The 18,408-nt window shown below is 69.0% G+C and carries 16 protein-coding genes; 12 read left to right on the top strand and 4 right to left on the bottom strand.

Features of this window, described 5'->3' with window-relative positions; all coding sequences use genetic code 11:
- Window positions 1-16: 16 nt before the first annotated feature.
- A complete protein-coding gene (locus ABZV40_RS29180) occupies window positions 17-730 on the top strand; it encodes a TetR/AcrR family transcriptional regulator (RefSeq protein ID WP_355448340.1) in 714 nt (237 codons plus the stop codon).
- On the opposite strand, the gene leuS is transcribed toward ABZV40_RS29180, so the two are convergent.
- On the bottom strand, window positions 731-3,508 hold the full coding sequence (leuS, locus tag ABZV40_RS29175) for a leucine--tRNA ligase (RefSeq protein WP_355448337.1): 2,778 nt from the start codon (window positions 3,506-3,508) through the stop codon (window positions 731-733). It lies immediately after the preceding gene.
- Between the two features lie 250 nt (window positions 3,509-3,758).
- On the opposite strand from leuS, the gene ABZV40_RS29170 reads away from it, so the two are divergent.
- The gene (locus ABZV40_RS29170; RefSeq protein ID WP_355448334.1) at window positions 3,759-4,163 is read left to right on the top strand and encodes an SdpI family protein; all 405 of its coding nucleotides are present in this window, start codon (window positions 3,759-3,761) and stop codon (window positions 4,161-4,163) included.
- A gap of 18 nt (window positions 4,164-4,181) precedes the next feature.
- On the opposite strand, the gene ABZV40_RS29165 is transcribed toward ABZV40_RS29170, so the two are convergent.
- Window positions 4,182-4,754 (bottom strand): YqgE/AlgH family protein, encoded by a 573-nt coding sequence (locus ABZV40_RS29165; RefSeq protein ID WP_355448331.1) that lies wholly within the window; start codon window positions 4,752-4,754, stop codon window positions 4,182-4,184.
- 237 nt (window positions 4,755-4,991) lie between these two features.
- Here ABZV40_RS29165 and ABZV40_RS29160 point away from each other — a divergent pair, with 237 nt between their 5' ends.
- Window positions 4,992-6,332, top strand: a complete 1,341-nt coding sequence (locus ABZV40_RS29160; RefSeq protein ID WP_355448328.1) for an MFS transporter — start codon at window positions 4,992-4,994, stop codon at window positions 6,330-6,332.
- On the opposite strand, the gene ABZV40_RS29155 is transcribed toward ABZV40_RS29160, so the two are convergent.
- A complete protein-coding gene (locus tag ABZV40_RS29155; protein ID WP_355448325.1) occupies window positions 6,261-6,530 on the bottom strand; it encodes a LuxR C-terminal-related transcriptional regulator in 270 nt (89 codons plus the stop codon). The genes ABZV40_RS29160 and ABZV40_RS29155 overlap by 72 nt on opposite strands.
- Window positions 6,531-6,612: 82 nt before the next feature.
- Entirely contained in the window at window positions 6,613-8,049 is a 1,437-nt protein-coding gene (locus ABZV40_RS29150; protein WP_355448322.1) for a CCA tRNA nucleotidyltransferase, read from the bottom strand.
- Window positions 8,050-8,091: 42 nt separating this feature from the next.
- Here ABZV40_RS29150 and ABZV40_RS29145 point away from each other — a divergent pair, with 42 nt between their 5' ends.
- The 9 genes from ABZV40_RS29145 (at window position 8,092) to ABZV40_RS29105 (ending at window position 18,286) form a co-directional block, all read left to right on the top strand.
- Window positions 8,092-8,607 carry an NUDIX hydrolase gene (locus ABZV40_RS29145; protein WP_355448319.1) on the top strand — a complete coding sequence of 172 codons (516 nt, stop codon included), beginning with the start codon at window positions 8,092-8,094 and terminating at the stop codon, window positions 8,605-8,607.
- The gene (locus ABZV40_RS29140; RefSeq protein WP_355448316.1) at window positions 8,604-10,907 is read left to right on the top strand and encodes a DUF6049 family protein; all 2,304 of its coding nucleotides are present in this window, start codon (window positions 8,604-8,606) and stop codon (window positions 10,905-10,907) included. Before ABZV40_RS29145 ends, ABZV40_RS29140 begins: the two co-directional genes overlap by 4 nt.
- On the top strand, window positions 10,904-12,553 hold the full coding sequence (murJ, locus tag ABZV40_RS29135; RefSeq protein WP_355448313.1) for a murein biosynthesis integral membrane protein MurJ: 1,650 nt from the start codon (window positions 10,904-10,906) through the stop codon (window positions 12,551-12,553). The genes ABZV40_RS29140 and murJ overlap by 4 nt, the downstream gene beginning before the upstream one ends.
- Before the next feature lie 37 nt (window positions 12,554-12,590).
- A complete protein-coding gene (locus tag ABZV40_RS29130) occupies window positions 12,591-14,108 on the top strand; it encodes a protein kinase family protein (RefSeq protein ID WP_355448310.1) in 1,518 nt (505 codons plus the stop codon).
- A 45-nt stretch (window positions 14,109-14,153) separates the two neighbouring features.
- Window positions 14,154-14,771, top strand: coding sequence for an RNA polymerase sigma factor SigM (sigM, locus tag ABZV40_RS29125; RefSeq protein ID WP_167976507.1), 618 nt, complete (start codon window positions 14,154-14,156; stop codon window positions 14,769-14,771).
- Complete coding sequence (locus tag ABZV40_RS29120; protein ID WP_355448307.1) at window positions 14,768-15,511, top strand: hypothetical protein; 744 nt, start codon at window positions 14,768-14,770, stop codon at window positions 15,509-15,511. The genes sigM and ABZV40_RS29120 overlap by 4 nt, the downstream gene beginning before the upstream one ends.
- Before the next feature lie 78 nt (window positions 15,512-15,589).
- Entirely contained in the window at window positions 15,590-16,570 is a 981-nt protein-coding gene (trxB, locus tag ABZV40_RS29115; RefSeq protein WP_355448304.1) for a thioredoxin-disulfide reductase, read from the top strand.
- A 28-nt stretch (window positions 16,571-16,598) separates the two neighbouring features.
- Entirely contained in the window at window positions 16,599-16,928 is a 330-nt protein-coding gene (gene trxA, locus ABZV40_RS29110) for a thioredoxin (protein ID WP_045313285.1), read from the top strand.
- Window positions 16,929-17,146: 218 nt separating this feature from the next.
- The gene (locus ABZV40_RS29105; RefSeq protein ID WP_355448301.1) at window positions 17,147-18,286 is read left to right on the top strand and encodes an N-acetylmuramoyl-L-alanine amidase; all 1,140 of its coding nucleotides are present in this window, start codon (window positions 17,147-17,149) and stop codon (window positions 18,284-18,286) included.
- Window positions 18,287-18,408: the final 122 nt, after the last annotated feature.

Raw genomic sequence — 18,408 nt, 5'->3', positions numbered from 1 at the left:
CCCGATGGAGTGACATATGACCGAGGCCACTCGCCGAGAACGGCTTCGCGCTGACACCGAGCGTGAGATTCGGCAGGCGGCCCGCGCCCTTTTGGTGGAACGCGGCCGCGACGCGGTGACCCTCCGTGCAATCGCACGCGAGCTGGGCATCACCGCGCCCGCCTTGTACCGCTACTACGACTCCCACGAAGCGCTATTGCGACAGCTCTGCGACGACATCTGCGCCGACATGGCGGCGGTGCTCTACGCGGACCTGGCCGCGGACACGTCGGGGCAGGTCGGATGCCAGGTGAGGGCCGTGTGCCGGGGCTTCCGCCGCTGGGCCCTGGCCCACCCGCAGGAGTTCGCGCTGGTCTTCGCCTCGCCGCGCGACCCGCTGGGCGCCGACCAGTTCGGCGCGGTGTTCCTGTCGCTCGCGGGGCGGCTGATCGCGTCCAATCTGGTGGCGAACCACGCGGACGACGATGTACCGGAAGTGCTGCACGAGGACCTGGTGAGGTTCCAACAGGTGCTGATGGACGCGGTGTCGGTGCACGGTGTCACGATCGAGGACGACGTCCTCAACCTGGGGAAGATCTACCACGTGGTGCAGTCGTGGGTGCGGCTGTACGGGCACGTGGCGCTGGAGGTGTTCGGGAGGTTCCCGTTCGCGGTGAGCAACCCGGAGCCGATGTTCGACAGCATGCTCGACCAGATGCTGTCGGACATCGGCTTCCAGGAAACTCCCTGACTACAGAACCACGTTCACCAGGCGGCCGGGGACCACGATCACCTTGCGCGGCTCGCCACCGGCGACCAGCTCGGCGATCTTCTCCTCGGCCAGTGCGGCGGCCTTGATCTCGTCCTGCGACGCGGACGCCGCCACGACGACCCGCGAGCGGACCTTGCCGTTGACCTGGATCGGGTACTCGACGGTGTCCTCGACCAGGTACTGCTCGTCCGCGGCCGGGAACGGGCCGTGCGCCAGCGAGCCTTCGTGGCCCAACCGGGTCCACAGCTCCTCGGCCACGTGCGGGGCCTGCGGAGCCAGCATCAGCACCAGCGGCTCGGCCAGCGCGCGGGGCGTGCCGGACGCGTAGTGCTTGGTGATGTAGTTGTTCAGCTCGATCAGCTTCGCGCCCGCCGTGTTGTAGCGCAGGTTCGCGTAGTCGTCGTGGACGCCGGCGATCGTCTTGTGCAGCAACCGCAGCGCCTCGACCGAGGGTTCCTCGTCGGTGACGCGCAGCGTGCCGTCGGTCTCGTCGACCAGGTTGCGCCACAGACGCTGCAGGAACCGTTGCGCGCCGACGACGTCCTTGGTCGCCCACGGGCGTGAGACGTCCATCGGGCCCATGGACATCTCGTAGAACCGGAAGGTGTCCGCGCCGTACGTCTCGCACATCTGGTCCGGCGTGACGACGTTGTTCAGGCTCTTGCCCATCTTGCCGTACTCGCGGTTGACCTCCTGGCCGTTGTGGAAGAACTTGCCGTTCTCCTCCACGACCTCGGCCGCGGGCACGTAGACGCCGCGGTCGTCGGTGTACGCGTACGCCTGGATGTAGCCCTGGTTGTACAGGCGGCGGTACGGCTCGTCGCCGCTCAGGTGGCCCAGGTCGAACAGGACCTTCTGCCAGAAGCGCGAGTACAGCAGGTGCAGCACCGCGTGCTCGACGCCGCCGATGTACAGGTCGACGCCGCCGGGGTCGGTCGGGCCGTGCTCGGCCGTGCGCGGGCCCAGCCAGTACTTCTCGTTCTCCGGGTCGACGAACCGCTCGGTCTCGACCGGGTCGACGTAGCGCAGCTGGTACCAGCACGAACCCGCCCAGTTCGGCATGGTGTTCGTGTCACGGCGGTAGGTCTTGACGCCGTCGCCCAGGTCCAGCTCGATCGTCGTCCAGTCGCCGGCCCGCGACAGCGGCGGCGACGGCTCGGTGTCCGCGTCCTCCGGGTCGAACGTGCGGGGGGAGTAGTCGTCGACGTCGGGCAGCTCGATCGGCAGCATCGACTCCGGCAGCGGGATCGCGGTGCCGTTCTCGTCGTAGACGATCGGGAACGGCTCGCCCCAGTAGCGCTGGCGGCTGAACAGCCAGTCGCGCAGCTTGAACTGGACGGTGCCGTGGCCGTGGCCGTTCTCCTCCAGCCACGCGATGATCGTCTTCTTGGCGTCGTCGATCGCCATGCCGTCCAAGAAGCCCGAGTTCACCGCGGGTCCGTCGCCGGTGTACGCCTCGCCCTCGAAGCCCTCGGGCGGCTGGACGGTGCGGATGATCGGCAGGTCGAACTTCTTCGCGAAGTCCCAGTCGCGCTGGTCCTGGCCGGGCACGGCCATGATCGCGCCGGTGCCGTAGCCCATCAGCACGTAGTCGGCGATGTAGACGGGAATTTCCTTGCCGTTCACCGGGTTCGTCGCGTACGCCCCGATGAAGACGCCGGTCTTCTCCTTGTTCTCCTGACGGTCCAGTTCGGACTTCAGGGACGCAGCCCGTCGGTACGCCGCGATGTCTGCCACGCGATCGGGCGCCGCAATCTGGTCCACCAGCTCGTGTTCCGGTGCCAGGACCATGTAGGTCGCGCCGAACAGCGTGTCCGGACGGGTCGTGAAGACCTCAATGTTCTCGTCTCCCACCGCGAATCGGACTCGGGCACCGTGCGAGCGCCCGATCCAGTTGCGCTGCATGGCCTTCACCTTGTCCGGCCAGTCCAGCCGGTCCAAGTCGTCGATCAACCGGTCCGAGTACGCGGTGATGCGCATCATCCACTGGCGCAGGTTCTTCCTGAACACCGGGAAGTTGCCACGCTCACTGCGTCCGTCGGCGGTGACCTCCTCGTTCGCCAGCACAGTACCCAGTCCGGGACACCAGTTGACGGGCGCCTCCGACAAGTAGGCCAGCCGGAAATCGCCCAAGATCCTTTGCTGGTCGGCAAAAGACAGCTCAGACCACTTGCGACCGTCCGGGACGTCCCGCTCGCCAGACTCGAACTGGGCGACCAGCTCGGCGATCGGACGGGCCTTGCCCGCGTCCGCGTCGTACCAGGAGTTGAAGATCTGCAAGAAGATCCACTGGGTCCACTTGTAGTACTCGGGGTCGATCGTCGAGATGCGGCGACGCTCGTCGTGGCCCAGCCCCAGCCTGCGGATCTGCCGCAGGTACGTGTTGATGTTCTCTTCGGTGGTCTTGCGCGGGTGCTGCCCCGTCTTCACCGCGTACTGCTCCGCGGGCAGGCCGAACGCGTCGAAGCCCATGGTGTGCAGGACGTTGCGACCGTTCATGCGGTGGTAGCGCGCGAACACGTCCGTGCCGATGAAGCCCAGCGGGTGGCCGACGTGCAGGCCGGCACCGCTCGGGTACGGGAACATGTCCTGCACGAACAGCTTGTCCGCGGGCACGTCACCCTTGAGCGCGCCGACGGGGTTGGGCGCGTAGTAGGTGCCGTGCTCCTCCCAGTACTGCTGCCACCGCTTCTCGATCTGGTTCGCCAGCTCCGCGGTGTAGCGGTAGGCGGGGATCTCCGCCGCGTCCGTGCTCATGTTGATGAGTCCCTCTCCATCGATCCTGCCCCTGACATGACGAAACCCCCCAGCCCAGATGGGCATGGAGGGCTGCCGCGCCGACCGTCTTTCGATCAGGTCGTCGCGGCTAACTAAGGAGCAGGCGGGCCGTGCTCATGCCGTCAACGGTATCAGCGCACCGCAAGCGGCCTGCACGGGGCGGTGGCGTACGGCACACAGGACCGGGGTGAGCGCGAGGTGACCGGCACACCGGCCTTACCCTCATGGGGTGAACATCGTGCTGTCGGTCGTCCTGGGTGTACTCGGCGTCGCTCTCGGCGCGATCGGTCTGCTGGGTCTGCAGGGCAAGCTGCGCCGCAACCGCTTCGTCGGCGTGCGCACGGCGGCGGCTCTTCGCGACGAGGAGACGTTCGCGCTGGCCAACCGGGTCGCCGGGGTGCCGAACGTCGCGGCCGGTGCCGTGGCGATCGTGTCGGGCGCGATGTCGTTCGTCATGGCCGACCTGGCCGTCACCGCCGGGATCATCGGGCTGGTGGGCGCGCTCGCGATCGCCTTCGCCGGTGGGATCGTGGGCAGCCGGGCGGCCGCGCTGCTGCCCGAGCCGGTCAAGCCCAAGGGCTGCGGTGGCTGCGCCTGCGGCGGTGGCGGTTGCTCGCCGCTCGCCGGTCTGTAACCAGACGTTTCACGTGAATCAGTTCTCCCGGACGTCCTTGGGGTAGGTGGACAGCAGCGCCAGCGGCATGCCCTGCCGGCGCAGCACCCGTCCCCACAGGTCGACGTTCGCGCCGACGAGCACGTCATCGGCCAGCCCGGTCACGACGATCCAGTCGCCGCGCTCGATCTCGCCCGCGAGCTGCCCCTCGCCCCAGCCCGAGTACCCCGCGAACACCCGCAGGCCGCGCACCAGCGGCATCAGGTCGTCCGGCTCGGCGTCGAGGTCGATCAGCGCCACCGGGCCCTGCACACCGACCAGGCCCTCCACCTTGGACGGGTCGGTGCCCGCCTTGAGAGCCGCCAGGCACAGCGCCGTCTTCTGCTCGACCGGACCGCCGATGTAGATGCACTGCGGCTTCGTCACGTGCGGGCCCCAAGGAGGCAGTACGTCGTGCACTGCCACCTCGGAGGGGCGGTTCAGCACGACGCCGAGGGTGCCCTCTGGGCGCTGGTCGATGATGTAGACGACGGTGCGCGTGAAGTTCGGGTCGTTCAGGCTCGGGGCGGCAACCAACAGGGAGCCTGGCTCGACCTCGGCATCGGGACGCACGTCACCATGAAATCATCCGTGATCGCCGGAACAACTCAGGGCCGCTCCCCGTTAGACTCAGGTGTCGGATGTCTTTGTGTCCCCCGGGCTCAACAGACAACCGCCTTCGCGGAATACCGTACGGCTGGAGCCGCGTAGTGCATCGCGCCGTGAGGCGACCTGGCATCCGATCCAGGGGAGCCGGACCGTGAGGTCCGGCTTTCGTGGTTTTCACCCGAACACGCATAGAGTGCAACGGTGACAACGCTTGCGGTGGAGAAGCACCACTGGGGATCACGCCGGTTCCTCGGCATCCCCGAGTACCGCAGGCTTCTCGCCACCAGGCTCACGTCGCAGTGGGGTGACGGGCTCTTCCAGGCCGGGCTGGCGGGCGCGGTGCTCTTCAACCCCGAACGGCAGGCCGATCCCGCGGCCATCGCGGCCGGGTTCGCCGTGCTCCTGCTGCCGTACTCGCTCATCGGGCCGTTCGCCGGCGCGTTGCTGGACCGGTGGGACCGCAAGAAGGTCATCGTCGTGGCGAACGTCTCACGCGCGGCGTTCGTCCTGCTCACCGCGCTGGCGGTCGGTGCGGGGCTCAGCGGGTTGCCCCTCTACGTCTCCGCCCTCGTCGTCATGGGCATCGGCCGGTTCGTCGGTTCCGGGCTGAGCGCCTCGCTGCCGCACGTCGTCGACTCCGACCACCTGGTCGAGGCGAACGCGCTGGCCACGACGGCGGGCGCGATCATGGCGGTGATCGGCGCGGCGTGCGCGATCGGATTCCGCACGGTGCTGGGCGCCGGGGACGGCGGGTCGGGGTGGACCACCAGCATCGCCGTCGTCGGCATGCTGGCCAGCGCGTTCATCGCCAGCCGGTTCAAGGCCGGCGTGCTCGGGCCGGACGAGGTCGACGAGCCGCACAACGCGATCAAGGCCGTCGCCCGCGGTCTGCTCGACGGCGCGAAGGCCACCTGGCGCACCCCGAGCGTGACGGCCGCGCTGGCCGCGGTGCTCGCGCACCGGGCCGCGTTCGGTGTGAGCCTCATGGTCACGTTGCTGCTGATGCGCTACAGCCTCCAGGACGTCGGCATCCTCAAGGCCGGCATCGGCGGGCTCGGCGAGGTCGCGGTCGCGGGCGGCGCGGGAATCCTGCTCGCCGGCATCCTCACCGACCGGATCGTCGACAGGTTCGGCGTGAAGACCACGATCTGCGGCGCGCTGCTGCTCACCGCCGCCGCGCAGATCGGGCTCGGGCTGCCGATGACGCTGATCAGCATCCTCGCGGCCGGCTTCGTGGTCATCTTCGCCGGTCAGGTCGTCAAGTTGTGCGTGGACACCGCGGTGCAGCGCGACGTCGGCGACGTGGTGCGCGGCCGAGTGTTCGCGCTCTACGACACCCTTTTCAACATCGCGCAGGTCACCGCGGTGTCCGTCACCGCGACGGTGGTCCCCCTGGACGGGCGTTCGCCCGGTCTCATCTTCACCGCCGCGGGCCTCTACCTGGTCGGTCTGGCCGCCTACCTGCTCCTGCTAGCGCGGAAACGGCAGGTGCAGCATCCCGGCCTCGTGAGCGAAGACGACAGCAGCCACCCGATCGGGTAGATCCAGGCGCCGCAGGATGTCGGCCACCTCGTCGGCCACCCGCTGTTGCCCGATGCCGAGCACCCGCGCGATCTCGTGGTCGGCGTGACCACGCGCGAGACACCGCAGCACCGCTCGTTGGTCGTCGGTCAGCTCGTCCAGGTCATGTACCGCGGGACCTGCGGAAAGTCCCCAGGAGAACATCTGCACCACCCCCATGCGCTCCCCTTGGCGCACCATCCATGGTGCATCCCCGCGCTGTCAGTTCGCTAACGCGGGGATTTCATCCGCTCACAATGCGTCACCGAGATGGCGGAGTGATGCCCTGTTCGCGCGCCCAGTCGAGCAACGCGGCCTCGGCCTCGTCGCGCTCCAGCGGTCCGCGGTCGAGGCGGAGCTCCTTGAGGAACTTCCACGCGGCGCCGACCTGCGGACCCGGCGGCAGGCCGAGCAGCTTCATGATCTCGTTGCCGTCGAGGTCCGGGCGCACGCGCGCGAGGTCTTCCTCGGCCGCGATGCGCGCGATGCGTTCCTCAAGAGAGTCGTACGTCCGCCGCAGCAGGTTGGCCTTGCGCTTGTTGCGGGTTGTGCAGTCCGCACGGACGAGCTTGTGCAACCGCGTCAGCAGGTCTCCCGCGTCCGTCACGTACCGGCGCACGGCCGAGTCGGTCCACTCGCCGTTGCCGTAGCCGTGGAAGCGGAGGTGCAGGTAGACGAGCTTGGCGACGTCCTCGGTGATCTCCTTCGAGTACCGCAACGCCCGCAAGCGCTTGCGGACCATCTTCGCGCCCACGACCTCGTGGTGGTGGAACGAGACACCGCCGCCGGGCTCGAACCTCCTGGTCGCCGGCTTGCCGATGTCGTGCAGCAACGCCGCGATGCGCAACACCAGATCGGGTGATTGATCAACATCTTCAAGATCAATCGCCTGTTCCAGCACAACCAGCGAGTGGTCGAAGACGTCCTTGTGTTGATGGTGTTCGTCGATTTCCAGCTTCATGGCCGTGAGCTCGGGCAACACGATGTCGGCCAGCCCGGTCTCCACCATGAGCTCGATGCCGCGGCGCGGGTGCGCGCCGCACAGGAGCTTCGAGAGCTCCACCTGCACTCGCTCCGGCGTGATGCGGGCGATTTCGCCTGCCATCGACCGCATCGCCTCGACCACCCGAGGCGCGGCCGTGAAGCCGAGCTGGGAGACGAACCGGGCGGCGCGCAGCATCCGCAACGGGTCGTCGCCGAACGACTCCTGCGGGGTCGCCGGTGTGTCCAGCACGCCGTCACGAGCGGCCTGCAGGCCTCCCGTCGGGTCCACGAACGCGCGGGCCACGACGTCGAACGCCATGGCGTTGACCGTGAAGTCACGCCGGACCAGGTCGCCGTCGACGGTGTCGCCGAAGGTGACCTCGGGGTTGCGGGTGACGCCGTCGTAGACGTCCGCGCGGAAGGTCGTGATCTCGAGGATCTCGCCCTTCTTCGAGGCGCCGACCGTGCCGAACGCGATGCCGGTGTCCCATTGGGCGTCGGCCCAGCCGCTCAGCAGCTTCTGGATCTCGGTGGGACGCGCGTCCGTGGTGAAGTCGAAGTCGTTCGTCGGGCGCCCCAGCACGGCGTCGCGCACACTGCCACCCACGAGGTAGAGGCGCTTGCCCTCGGCGGCGAACCGGGCGGCGAGCTCGGCGACGACTGGTGTGATGGTGGGCTCTTCCACCACCGCATTCTGCTGGAGCGATCGAGACACGAGAAACCAGCGTACTTAAGGTTCGTAAGTACGATCGGCCGTATGCCCCCGTCAGCCGCACGTTCCGGAAGTTCCAAGCCGGGGCGCCGCAGGCGGCGCCGGGGCCGGCGGCTGAAGACCGTCGACGAGACGTCGGCTGGTGGCCTGGTGCTCGACGGGGAGCAACGGGCCGCGGTGATCGGCAGACTTGACCGGCGCGGCCGGTTGCTGTGGTCTTTGCCGAAGGGTCACATCGAGGCCGGCGAGACCGCGGAACAGACCGCGGTGCGCGAGGTCGCCGAGGAAACCGGTATTCATAGCAGGGTGCTGCGCCCGTTGGGGTCGATCGACTACTGGTTCGTCGCTGACGACCGCCGGGTGCACAAGACGGTTCACCACTTCCTCCTCGAAGCGCTGGGGGGAGAGCTTTCCGACGAAGACGTGGAGGTCACCGAGGTGGCGTGGGTGCCACTCGGCGAGCTGGACGGGCGACTGGCATATGCCGACGAACGCCGTCTGGTCCGCCGAGCCGCCGAACTGCTCGCCGACCGCTGCCGCAACGGGGCGGAGTCGGCGTGAGCGTGAGGAAGCTCGTCTGCACAGCCGCTGTCGCCGCGTTCCTGCTGACCGTGACGGCGCCCGCGGGTGCCGTCGAACAGTCGCAGACGGACCAGGCCGACGCGCTGCCGTTCATGCCCGCTCCCGCCACCCAGGTGTGGGCGACCAGAACCCTCTCCGCCCAGCCGGGTCAGCAGCAACCGCAGTTCCTGCGACTCGACATCGCCCAGCTCACGCCCCGGTTCGTGACGAGCGACTCACCGGGCACCGTCAAGATCACGGGCAAGATCGTCAACGTCGGTGACCGCAAGGTCTCCGACATCGTGCTGCGCCTGGAGCGCGGCGAGTCCCTGGACACCGAGGACGACCTGCGCAAGGCGTTGCGCGAACCGGCCGCCGCCGAGTTCGTCCAGCCGAACTTCACCAAGGTCGCCGACCACCTCGAACCCGGCCAGCAGAAGGACTTCACCCTCGAGGTGCCGCTGCGCGGGCCGGAACCCACCTCGCTCGCGATCGAGCAGCCCGGCATCTACCCGATCCTCGCCAACATCAACGGCCGTCCCGACTACGGCGGCCAGGCACGGCTCGCGGCCCTGTCGACGTTGCTGCCCGTGCTGGGCGTGCCCGGCGGCGAGACCAGGGGCAAGCCCGGCGCTCCGGCCAAGCTCACGGTCCTGTGGCCGGTCGCGGACCGGCCGCGGCTGGTCAGGCTCGGTGGTCCCGGTCAGTCCGAGCTGGTCGACGACGAGCTGGTGACCTCGCTCTCGGCCACCGGCCGGCTCTACGGCCTGCTGCAGGCCTACGAGCAGGTGATCTCGTCCATGAGCACGTCGATGTGCCTCGCCATCGACCCCGACCTGCTGCGCACGGTTCAGGCGATGAGCACGGGCTACCGGGTCCGCGGGGCCGGAGAGGGCAAGGGCAAGGCCGAGGCGAAGCTCTGGCTCGACCGCCTGGGGCTCGCCGTCAAGGGCCGCTGCGTCGTCGCGCTGCCGTCCGCCGACGCCGACCTCGTGGCGTTGAACCGGGTGAAGCTCACGAACATGCGCACGCTCGCGCTGACCGACGGCCCGAAGCTCATCCAGCAGGTCCTGGGCGTGCAGCCGCTGCCGGACTTCGTCTGGCCGGAGGACGGCGTGCTGGACCAGTCGACGTTCGACGAGCTGGTGACGCCGCAGCCGGACCAGAAGTACGCGGGCATGAGGTCGGTCCTGCTCGACCCGACGGGCCTGGCCGACGCGCCGGGCACCGCCCCGGTCGGCATCGCGGGCCAGCACCCCGTGACGGCCGTGAAGGTCGACTCGATGGTCTCGGACGCGCTGCAGGGCAGTGCGTCGCGGCCGCGCACGCTCTCCGGCGTGACCACGCCGGTCGAGAGCCAGCCGGTGTCCGTGCAGAACGCGCTGTCCGTGCTGGTGTTCCGCGCCGGCTGGCAGGGTGACGGCCGCAACGTGGTGGTCACGCCGCCGCGCCGGTGGAACGCGCCGCTCTCGGAGATGACCGAGTTCCTCAACGCCGCCCAGCGGTTGCTCAGCAGCGGCTACGCGACCCAGCTCAGCCTCGAGGAGCTGACCGGCAGCACGCCGTCGGTGACCAACGCCAAGATCACCTACCCGCCCGAGGCCGGTGCCCGGGAGATCGCGCCGGCCATCGCCGACTCGGTGACCCAGCAGAGCGTCGAGCTCAGCGGCATCGTCGCGTCGATGCAGCAGGAGGACAGCGAGCACGCCGCACCGGCCGACCTCGCCGATCCGCTGTGGCTCGGCCTGCTGCGCGCGATGTCCGGCGCGTGGCGGTCGGACGAGGAGGGCGCGCGGTCCGCCACGTACATCAGCCAGGGCGAGCTGAACTCGCTGACCGGCATGGTGGGCGTGACACCGCCGTCGAGCCCGATCCTGCTCGGTTCCGGCGACAGCCCGATCCCGGTGACGATCACGAACAAGCTCGACGTCCGCGTCACCGTGCGGATCGTGCTGGCCGACACGCCGGGCATCCGCAAGCTCGACCTGCCTGACCAGGTGCTTCCCGCTCGCGGCGAGCGCGTCGTGCGGGTGCCGGTCGAGGTGCTGCGGTCGGGCCGGTTCCCGGTCAACGTCCGGCTGACCACTCCCGAGGGCGTCGCTCTGGGTGACACTGTCAAGCTGGAGGTGTCGTCGTCCGCCTACGGCACCATCACGGTGATCGTCACCGTGATCGCCGCGATCGCGCTCGTCCTGCTCTCCGGACGTCGCATCTACAAGCGGGTCCGTGCTCGCAACGGCGAGAACGGCGGCGAAGCACCGTCCATCGAAAACGTGACACCGGAGAAGTCGAGCGCGTGAGCGAGACAGCCACGACCACCGAACCAGAGCAGCAGAAGCAGGCGCCTTCCGTAGCCAAGGCCAGCGGCTCCATGGCGATCGCGACGATCGTCAGCCGCGCCACCGGCCTGCTGTCGAAGGTGCTGCTGGTGGCCGTCATCGGCGGTGAGACGCTCGGTGACTCCTACCAGGCCGCCTCGACGCTGCCCACGATGATCAACGAGCTGCTCCTCGGCGGCGTCCTGACCAGCGTGGCGATCCCGCTGCTGGTCCGCGCCGAGAAGGAGGACGGCGACGGCGGCGAGTCGTACGCCCAGTGGCTGATCACCATGGGCACGCTGATCCTCGGCATCGGCACGGTTCTCGCGATGGCCTGCGCGCCGTTGCTCACCGACATCTACATCGCCGACTCCAAGGAGGCGAACCCGGCGCTGGTCACCGCGTTCGCCTACCTGGTGCTGCCCGGCATCGTCTTCTACGGCCTGACAGCGCTGCTCAGCGCCGTGCTGAACGCGCGGCACGTATTCGGCATCCCCACGTGGGCTCCGGTCCTGAACAACGTCGTCGTGATCGTCGTACTGGGCGTTTACGCGATGTTGCCCGGTGAGATGACGCTCAACCCCGTCCGGATGACCGACGTGCACCTTCTGGTGCTCGGCCTCGGCACCGCGCTCGGTGTGGCTGTGCAGGCGTCAGTGCTGGTCCCGGCGCTGAAGAAGACCGGGTTCCGGTTCAGGTGGCGGTTCGGCTGGGACTCGCGGCTGTCGGAGTTCGGCGGTCTGGCGTTCTGGGTGCTGCTGTACGTCGGACTCGGCCTGGCGAGCATGACGGTGCTGACCAACGTGGCGACGAACGCCAAGGGCACGCTGACGGCGTTCAACTACCAGTGGCTGATCGCCCAGGTGCCCTACGGCGTGCTCGGTGTCTCGCTGCTGACCGCGCTGATGCCGAAGATGAGCCGGGCGGCCGCGCACAACGACAACGACGCGATCGTGCGCGACCTGCTGTTCGGCAACCGCATGTCGTCGATTCTGCTGATGCCCTTCAGCGCGCTGATGACCGTCTCCGGTGTGTCCATCGGTCTCGCCGCCTTCGCGTACGGCGAAGCCGGTGTGGTGACCGGTACCCGGATCGGCCTGGCGCTCTCGCTCTCGGCGTTCAGCCTCGTTCCGTACGCGATCACGTTGCTGCAGTTGCGCGTTTTCTACGCGATGAAGGACGCCCGCACGCCGACGTACATCCAGGCGTTGATGGTCGCGGTTCGCATTGGGCTGCTGTTCGTGTTCCTCAACGTGTCCACGCCCGGTGACGCGACGCAGCTCGCCGTCGGCGTGTCGCTCGCGATGTCGCTCAGCTTCGTCTTCGGCGCGGTACTCGGCCAGGTGTGGCTGCGGGTCCGGCTCGGGCGGCTGCGCACCGGCTTCACCGTCTGGACCGTCTGCCAGACCGTCGTGGCGTCCTCGCTGGCGTTCGCGGCGGCCAAGGGCGTGAACTGGCTGATCCAGCACGCGGTCGGGATCCCGGATCTCCGGATGGCCAGTTGGGTCGAGGTCGTTGTGGTGACGTTGATCGGTTTGCCGCTCTCGTACGGCCTTTTGGCGGTGTTCCGGGTACCCGAGATGAAGCCGGCGATCGACAAGATCAACCAATTGGTGCGGCGCCGGTGACTCCGATCGGTGAGCGTCGTCCCGTACTCTCGTGCCCGTGAGTAGCGGAGTTCACGCCGCCCTGGTCCCCGGCGGCGTCATCGGCAACGGCCGCTACCGCCTGCTCGCGAAATCCGGTGCGGACGCCCGGTCCAACGCCGAACTGTGGCGCGGCCGCGACGGTCAGCTGAACCGGGACGTGGCGCTGACGGTGCTCCTGGGCGATCTGGCGGACAACGAGGCAGCCGCGCGCGCCCGCCGCACGGTCGAACGCGCCATGCACGCGGCGTCGTTCACGCACCCCGGTGTCTCCAGGGTCATCGACGTCCTCACGCCCGGCACCGGGATCCGTCCGGACGAGGGCATCCTCGGCATGGTCGTCGCCGAGTGGACCCAGGGCACCGACCTGATGGACCTCATCGCGGAGGGCCCGCTGCCCGCGGGCGCCGCGACCCGCCTGCTCGAACCGCTGGGCGCCGCCATCGAGGGCGCGCACCACGCCGGTCTCGTGCTGGGCGCCGACCACCCGCAGCGCATCCGGGTCACCTCGGACGGACGGCTGCGCCTCGCGTTCCCCGGTCCGCGGCCGGACGCGATCGCGCGCGACGACGTCAAGGGACTCGGCGCGATCCTGTACCTGCTGCTCACCGGCCGGTGGGCGCTGCCGGGCGGCCCGAGCAACGTGCCGGTCGCCCCGACCGGGCCGGACGGGTCCGTCGTGGCACCGAACGCGTTGCACCCGTACCTGCCGCACGAGCTGTCGTCCGTCGCGGTGCGTTCGCTGGAGGACACCTCGGTGGGCGGCATCCGCACGTCCGCGGCGATCCTCCAGGTCCTCGACCAGATCGCGGCCGAGGAGGCCGAGACCGCGCTGATCCCGGCCGTGTCGTCCCGCGACGACGATGACGACCAGGTCGTGTGGACGACGCAGCGCCCGGTGCAGGACAAGCAGCAGAAGAAGAAGCTGTGGATCAGCGTCGGCGTGCTGGCACTGGCGACGGTGGCCGTGATCGTGTGGCTGAGCGTGCAGATCGTCGGCTTCTTCAGCGACGAGCCGTCCAAGGGCGGCGGCCCCACCGTGGTGATCAACCAGCCGGCGTCGAACGGCCAGACCGCACCCGCGCACGCGCCGGCCGGACCGGTGCAGCCGGGCCAGATCGTCGTCTACGACGTGACGAACCAGCCCGACAACGCTACCCAGGCGAACCGGGCGGTCGACAACAACGCGAACACGTTCTGGCGGACCGACAACTACTTCCAGCAGTTCCCGACCCTGAAGCCGGGCATCGGGCTGATGGCCTCGTTCGCCGAGCCGGTGAAGCTGGCGTCGGTCACCATCACCTCGCCCAGCAAGGGCACGCACGTCGAGATCCGGGTGGCGTCGTCGCCGAACGCGCCGCTGGAGGAGACCAAGGTCATCGGGATCGCGGACCTGTCCGACGGGCAGACGCAGATCCAGCTCAACGACCACGAGCCGACCTCCCACGTGCTGATCTGGATCACCCAGCTGACCAGCGCCGGCGGTGGCAAGAACCAGTCGGAAATCCACGAGATCCTCTACACGAGGGCCCAGTAGACCTGTCCAAGTGATCTGTGATCACGCTCGCTATCCTCCGTAGCCGTGACCGCCGCAGCCAGCTCGGACGCCGACCTCATCTCGGCCCACGCCGCAGGTGACCCCTACGCGTTCTCGGAGCTGGTGAAACGGCACCGCGATCGGATGTGGGCGGTGGCGTTGCGCACGCTGCGCGACCCCGAGGAGGCCGCGGACGCGCTGCAGGAGGCGTTCATCTCGGCCTTCCGCGCCGCCTCGTCGTTCCGCGCGGAGTCGCAGGTGACCACCTGGCTTCACCGGATCGTGGTCAACGCGTGCCTCGACCGGATGAGGCGACGACAAACAAGACCGACAGTGCCGCTGCCCGAGGCCGGTCCCGGCGAGCCCGTCGCGCCGCGTGACGCGATGAGCGACCGCGAGACCAGCCTGATGGTGCAGCAAGCGCTGATGGAGCTGCCGGAGGAGCAGCGGGCGCCCATCGTGCTGGTCGACGTCGAGGGCTACTCCGTCGCCGAAACGGCGCAGCTCCTGGGCATCGCGGAAGGCACGGTCAAGAGCCGGTGCGCACGGGGGCGCGCCAAGCTCGCCAAAGTTCTCGGGCACCTCAGGAACCGAATCGCAGATGCGAACGTCCCAGCTGACGGTGTGAATGTGCAAGAGCAACGTCAGTGGGAGGGCCGATGACCGGCATGGAGCGCGTGCCGATGGGTCCGCCGTGGTCGGTAGACCTCATCGCGGATCTGCACGCGGGCGTGCTGCCCCCTGAGGTCGCCGCACAGCTGCGCCCGAGGGTCGAGGCGGACCCTGAGGCCAACGAGATCCTGCGCGCCCTGGACGCCACGCTGGAGGACCTTCAGGCGCTGCCGCCGCTCCCGATGCCCGACCACGTGGCGGCCCGGATCGACGCCGCGCTCGCCGCCGAGGCCCGTCCCGCCGCTCCCGTCGTGTCGCTCGCCGAGGCCCGCAAGCGGCGCAACCGCAGGCTGGGCCTGGGCGGCGCGGGCGTGCTGGTCGCGGCCGCCGCCGCGTTCGGCATCGTCATGGCCGTCTCTCCTGGTGGCCAGCAGGCGAAGACGCCACCGGCGGCGCAGGAGACCCCGAAGACCAGCACGAACACGGCCGCCCCGCCGCTGGCCCTGAAGCGCGACGAGCTGGGTTCCGCGGTCGGTGACGTGCTCAAGGCGCAGAACTTCGGCCCGCTGGAGACCCCGGACCGGCTCGCCGGCTGCCTCAAGGGCGGCGGGATCACGAGCTCCGGCAACCCGCTCGGCATCAGCCCGATCACGCTCGACGGCAAGGACGCGGTGATGGCGATCCTGCCCGCCGGTCTCGGGCAGTACCGGCTGGTCGTGCTGGACCCGAAGACCTGCGGACCGGACAAGCCGGAAGGCGTTCTGGCGGACACCACCATCAAGCCGAGGTAGTCGCTCAAGTCACGGAATTAGCGGCACCTACGATCCGTTGAGCCAGTCAGACGACGAGATCGAGGAGTTGCTGGGGCCGTGAGCGTGCGCAACGTGATCATCATCGGATCGGGGCCTGCGGGCTACACCGCGGCGGTCTACGCCGCCCGCGCGCAGCTCGAGCCCCTGGTCTTCGAGGGTTCGCAGTACGGCGGCGCCCTGATGACGACGACCGAGGTGGAGAACTACCCCGGTTTCCGCGAGGGCATCATGGGCCCCGAGCTCATGGAGCAGATGCGCGAGCAGGCGCAGCGCTTCGGTGCCGAGCTGCGCGCCGAGGACGTCGAGTCCGTCGAGCTGACCGGTGAGATCAAGAAGGTCGTCGCCAACGGCGTCGAGTACTCCGCCCGCGCGGTCATCCTCGCCATGGGTGCCGCTGCCCGCTACCTGAACATCCCCGGCGAGCAGGAGCTGCTCGGCCGCGGTGTGTCGGCCTGTGCGACCTGCGACGGCTTCTTCTTCCGCGACCACGACATCGCGGTCGTCGGTGGCGGTGACACGGCGATGGAGGAGGCGACGTTCCTCACCCGCTTCGCCAAGTCGGTCACGGTCATCCACCGCCGCGAGGAGTTCCGCGCCTCCAAGGTCATGCTCGAACGCGCCCGCGCCAACGAGAAGATCAAGTGGCAGCTGAACACGCAGGTCACCGACGTGCTGGGTGACGGCACCGTGTCCTCGATCAAGGTCAAGGACACCGTCACGGGCGCCGAGTCCGAGCTGCCCGTCACCGGCTTCTTCCTGGCGATCGGCCACGACCCGCGTTCGGCGCTGGTGAAGGGCCAGGTCGACCTCGACGAGAACGGGTACGTCCTCACCAAGGGCAAGTCCTCCTACACGAACCTGGACGGCGTGTTCGCGGCCGGCGACCTCGTCGACCACGAGTACCGCCAGGCCATCACCGCCGCCGGCTCCGGTTGCAGCGCCGCGATCGACGCGGAACGGTGGCTCGCCGAGCACGGCGAAGAGCACGCCGAGATCGCCGCCGAGGCTGTCGGCGGCGGCTACGGCAAGAGCAACTGAAGTTTCTTTACGGCTTTAGGGAGAGAACATGGCAGGCGCCACCGTCACGGTGACCGACAAGTCGTTCGCGGACGACGTGCTGACCAGCGAGAAGCCCGTGCTGGTCGACTTCTGGGCGACCTGGTGCGGCCCGTGCAAGATGGTTGCGCCGGTGCTGGAGGAGATCGCCGCCGAGCACGGCGAGAAGCTCACCATCGCCAAGGTCGACATCGACGCGAACCCGGCGATCGCCCGCGACTACCAGATCATGTCCGTGCCGACCCTGATCCTGTTCCAGGGCGGCCGTCCGGTGAAGCAGATCGTCGGCGCGAAGCCCAAGGCCGCGCTGCTCAACGACCTGCAGGACGTCCTTGCGTGACTTGAAAAGTTGCATCGGCTAAGAAATCCGGTGCAACGCGCAACGTGACCCGCCCGTCTATCGATAAGACGGGCGGGTCACGCTTGTTCAGTACCGGGAACGTGAACCCGGTGCGACTGTGAGTAGCCCTGCATCGATCACTCTGCGGAGCAGGGCACAATAAGGGCTTCCCAACTGACGCGCCGACCAAGTTCGGCGCCCTAGTCGAGCGAGGGTGCATGCAGCTGCTCCGCCGCGGGGACGTCGGAAGTGATGTTGCCGAGATCCGGTCGACCCTGACCAGGCTCGGACTGCTTCCGCCGACCGACCCCCAGGCGCCGCCGGTGTTCGACCAGCAGGTCGAGCACGCCGTGCGCGCGTTCCAGCAGCAGCGGGGGCTGATCATCGACGGCATCGTCGGCCCGGCGACCTACCGCGCGCTGCGCGACGCGACGTTCCGGTTGGGGGACCGGCCGCTCGCGTACCTGATGTCGCAGCCGACGACCGGTGACGACGTGCTGATGCTGCAGGAACGCCTGCTGGAGCTCGGTTACGACGCCGGTCGCGCGAACGGCGTGTTCGGCCAGCAGACCGAGCAGGCGCTGAAGAACTTCCAGCGCGACTACGGCTTGATCGTGGACGGCATGTGCGGTCCCGACACCGTGCGCGCGTTGCGCCAGTTGCAGCCGAAGGTCCGCGGTGGCCGTCCGGTGCTGCTGCGCGAGCAGGAACGGGTCCGCAGCGCGGGTTCGCGCCTGTCCGGCAAGCGGATCGTCATCGACCCCGGTCACGGCGGCCAGGACCGCGGCGTGGTCGTGGACGGCGTGTCCGAGGCCGACCTGATGCTGGACCTGGCCCGCCGCCTCGAAGGCAAGATGGCCGCCACCGGCATGGAGGCGCTGCTCACCCGCGGCCCGGCGAACTGCCCGGACGAGGCGGAGCGCGCCCGGTTCGCCAACGAGGCGGGTGCCGACCTGATCCTGTCGCTGCACGCGGACGGCAACTCCTCGCCGCACGCGCAGGGCGTGGCGACGTTCCACTACGGCACCGGCAACGGCACCTCGTCGACCGTGGGGGAGGCGCTGGCCGGATTCATCCAGCGCGAGGTCACCGCCCGCACGTCGATGCGGAACTGCGGCTCGCACCCGAAGACGTGGGACCTGCTGCGGCTCACCCGCTGCACGGCCGTTCGCGTCGAGGTGGGCTACCTGACGAACGGCGAGGACCGCGCGCGGCTGGCCACGCCCGGTTTCCGCGACATCGTGGCCGAGGGCATCCTCGTGGCCGTGAAGCGTCTCTACCTGCTCGGCAAGGACGACCAGCCGACGGGCACCTTCACGTTCAACGACCTGCTGCGCTACGAGATGGCCAAGGGCTGACTGCTTGAGTAACGCGGGGGCCCTGCGTTTCCCTGGAGGAAACGCAGGGCAGGTGCTGCTCGACGACCGCGGCTGGATCACCGCCGTGCGGGGCAAGCAGAGCGGGGAGATCCAGGGCGACC

Source organism: Lentzea sp. NPDC004782 (assembly GCF_040609115.1).
Taxonomy (GTDB): Bacteria; Actinomycetota; Actinomycetes; order Mycobacteriales; family Pseudonocardiaceae; genus Lentzea.
Note: the sequence above shows the minus strand (reverse complement) of the source record. Positions and strands in the feature narration are given on the sequence as shown.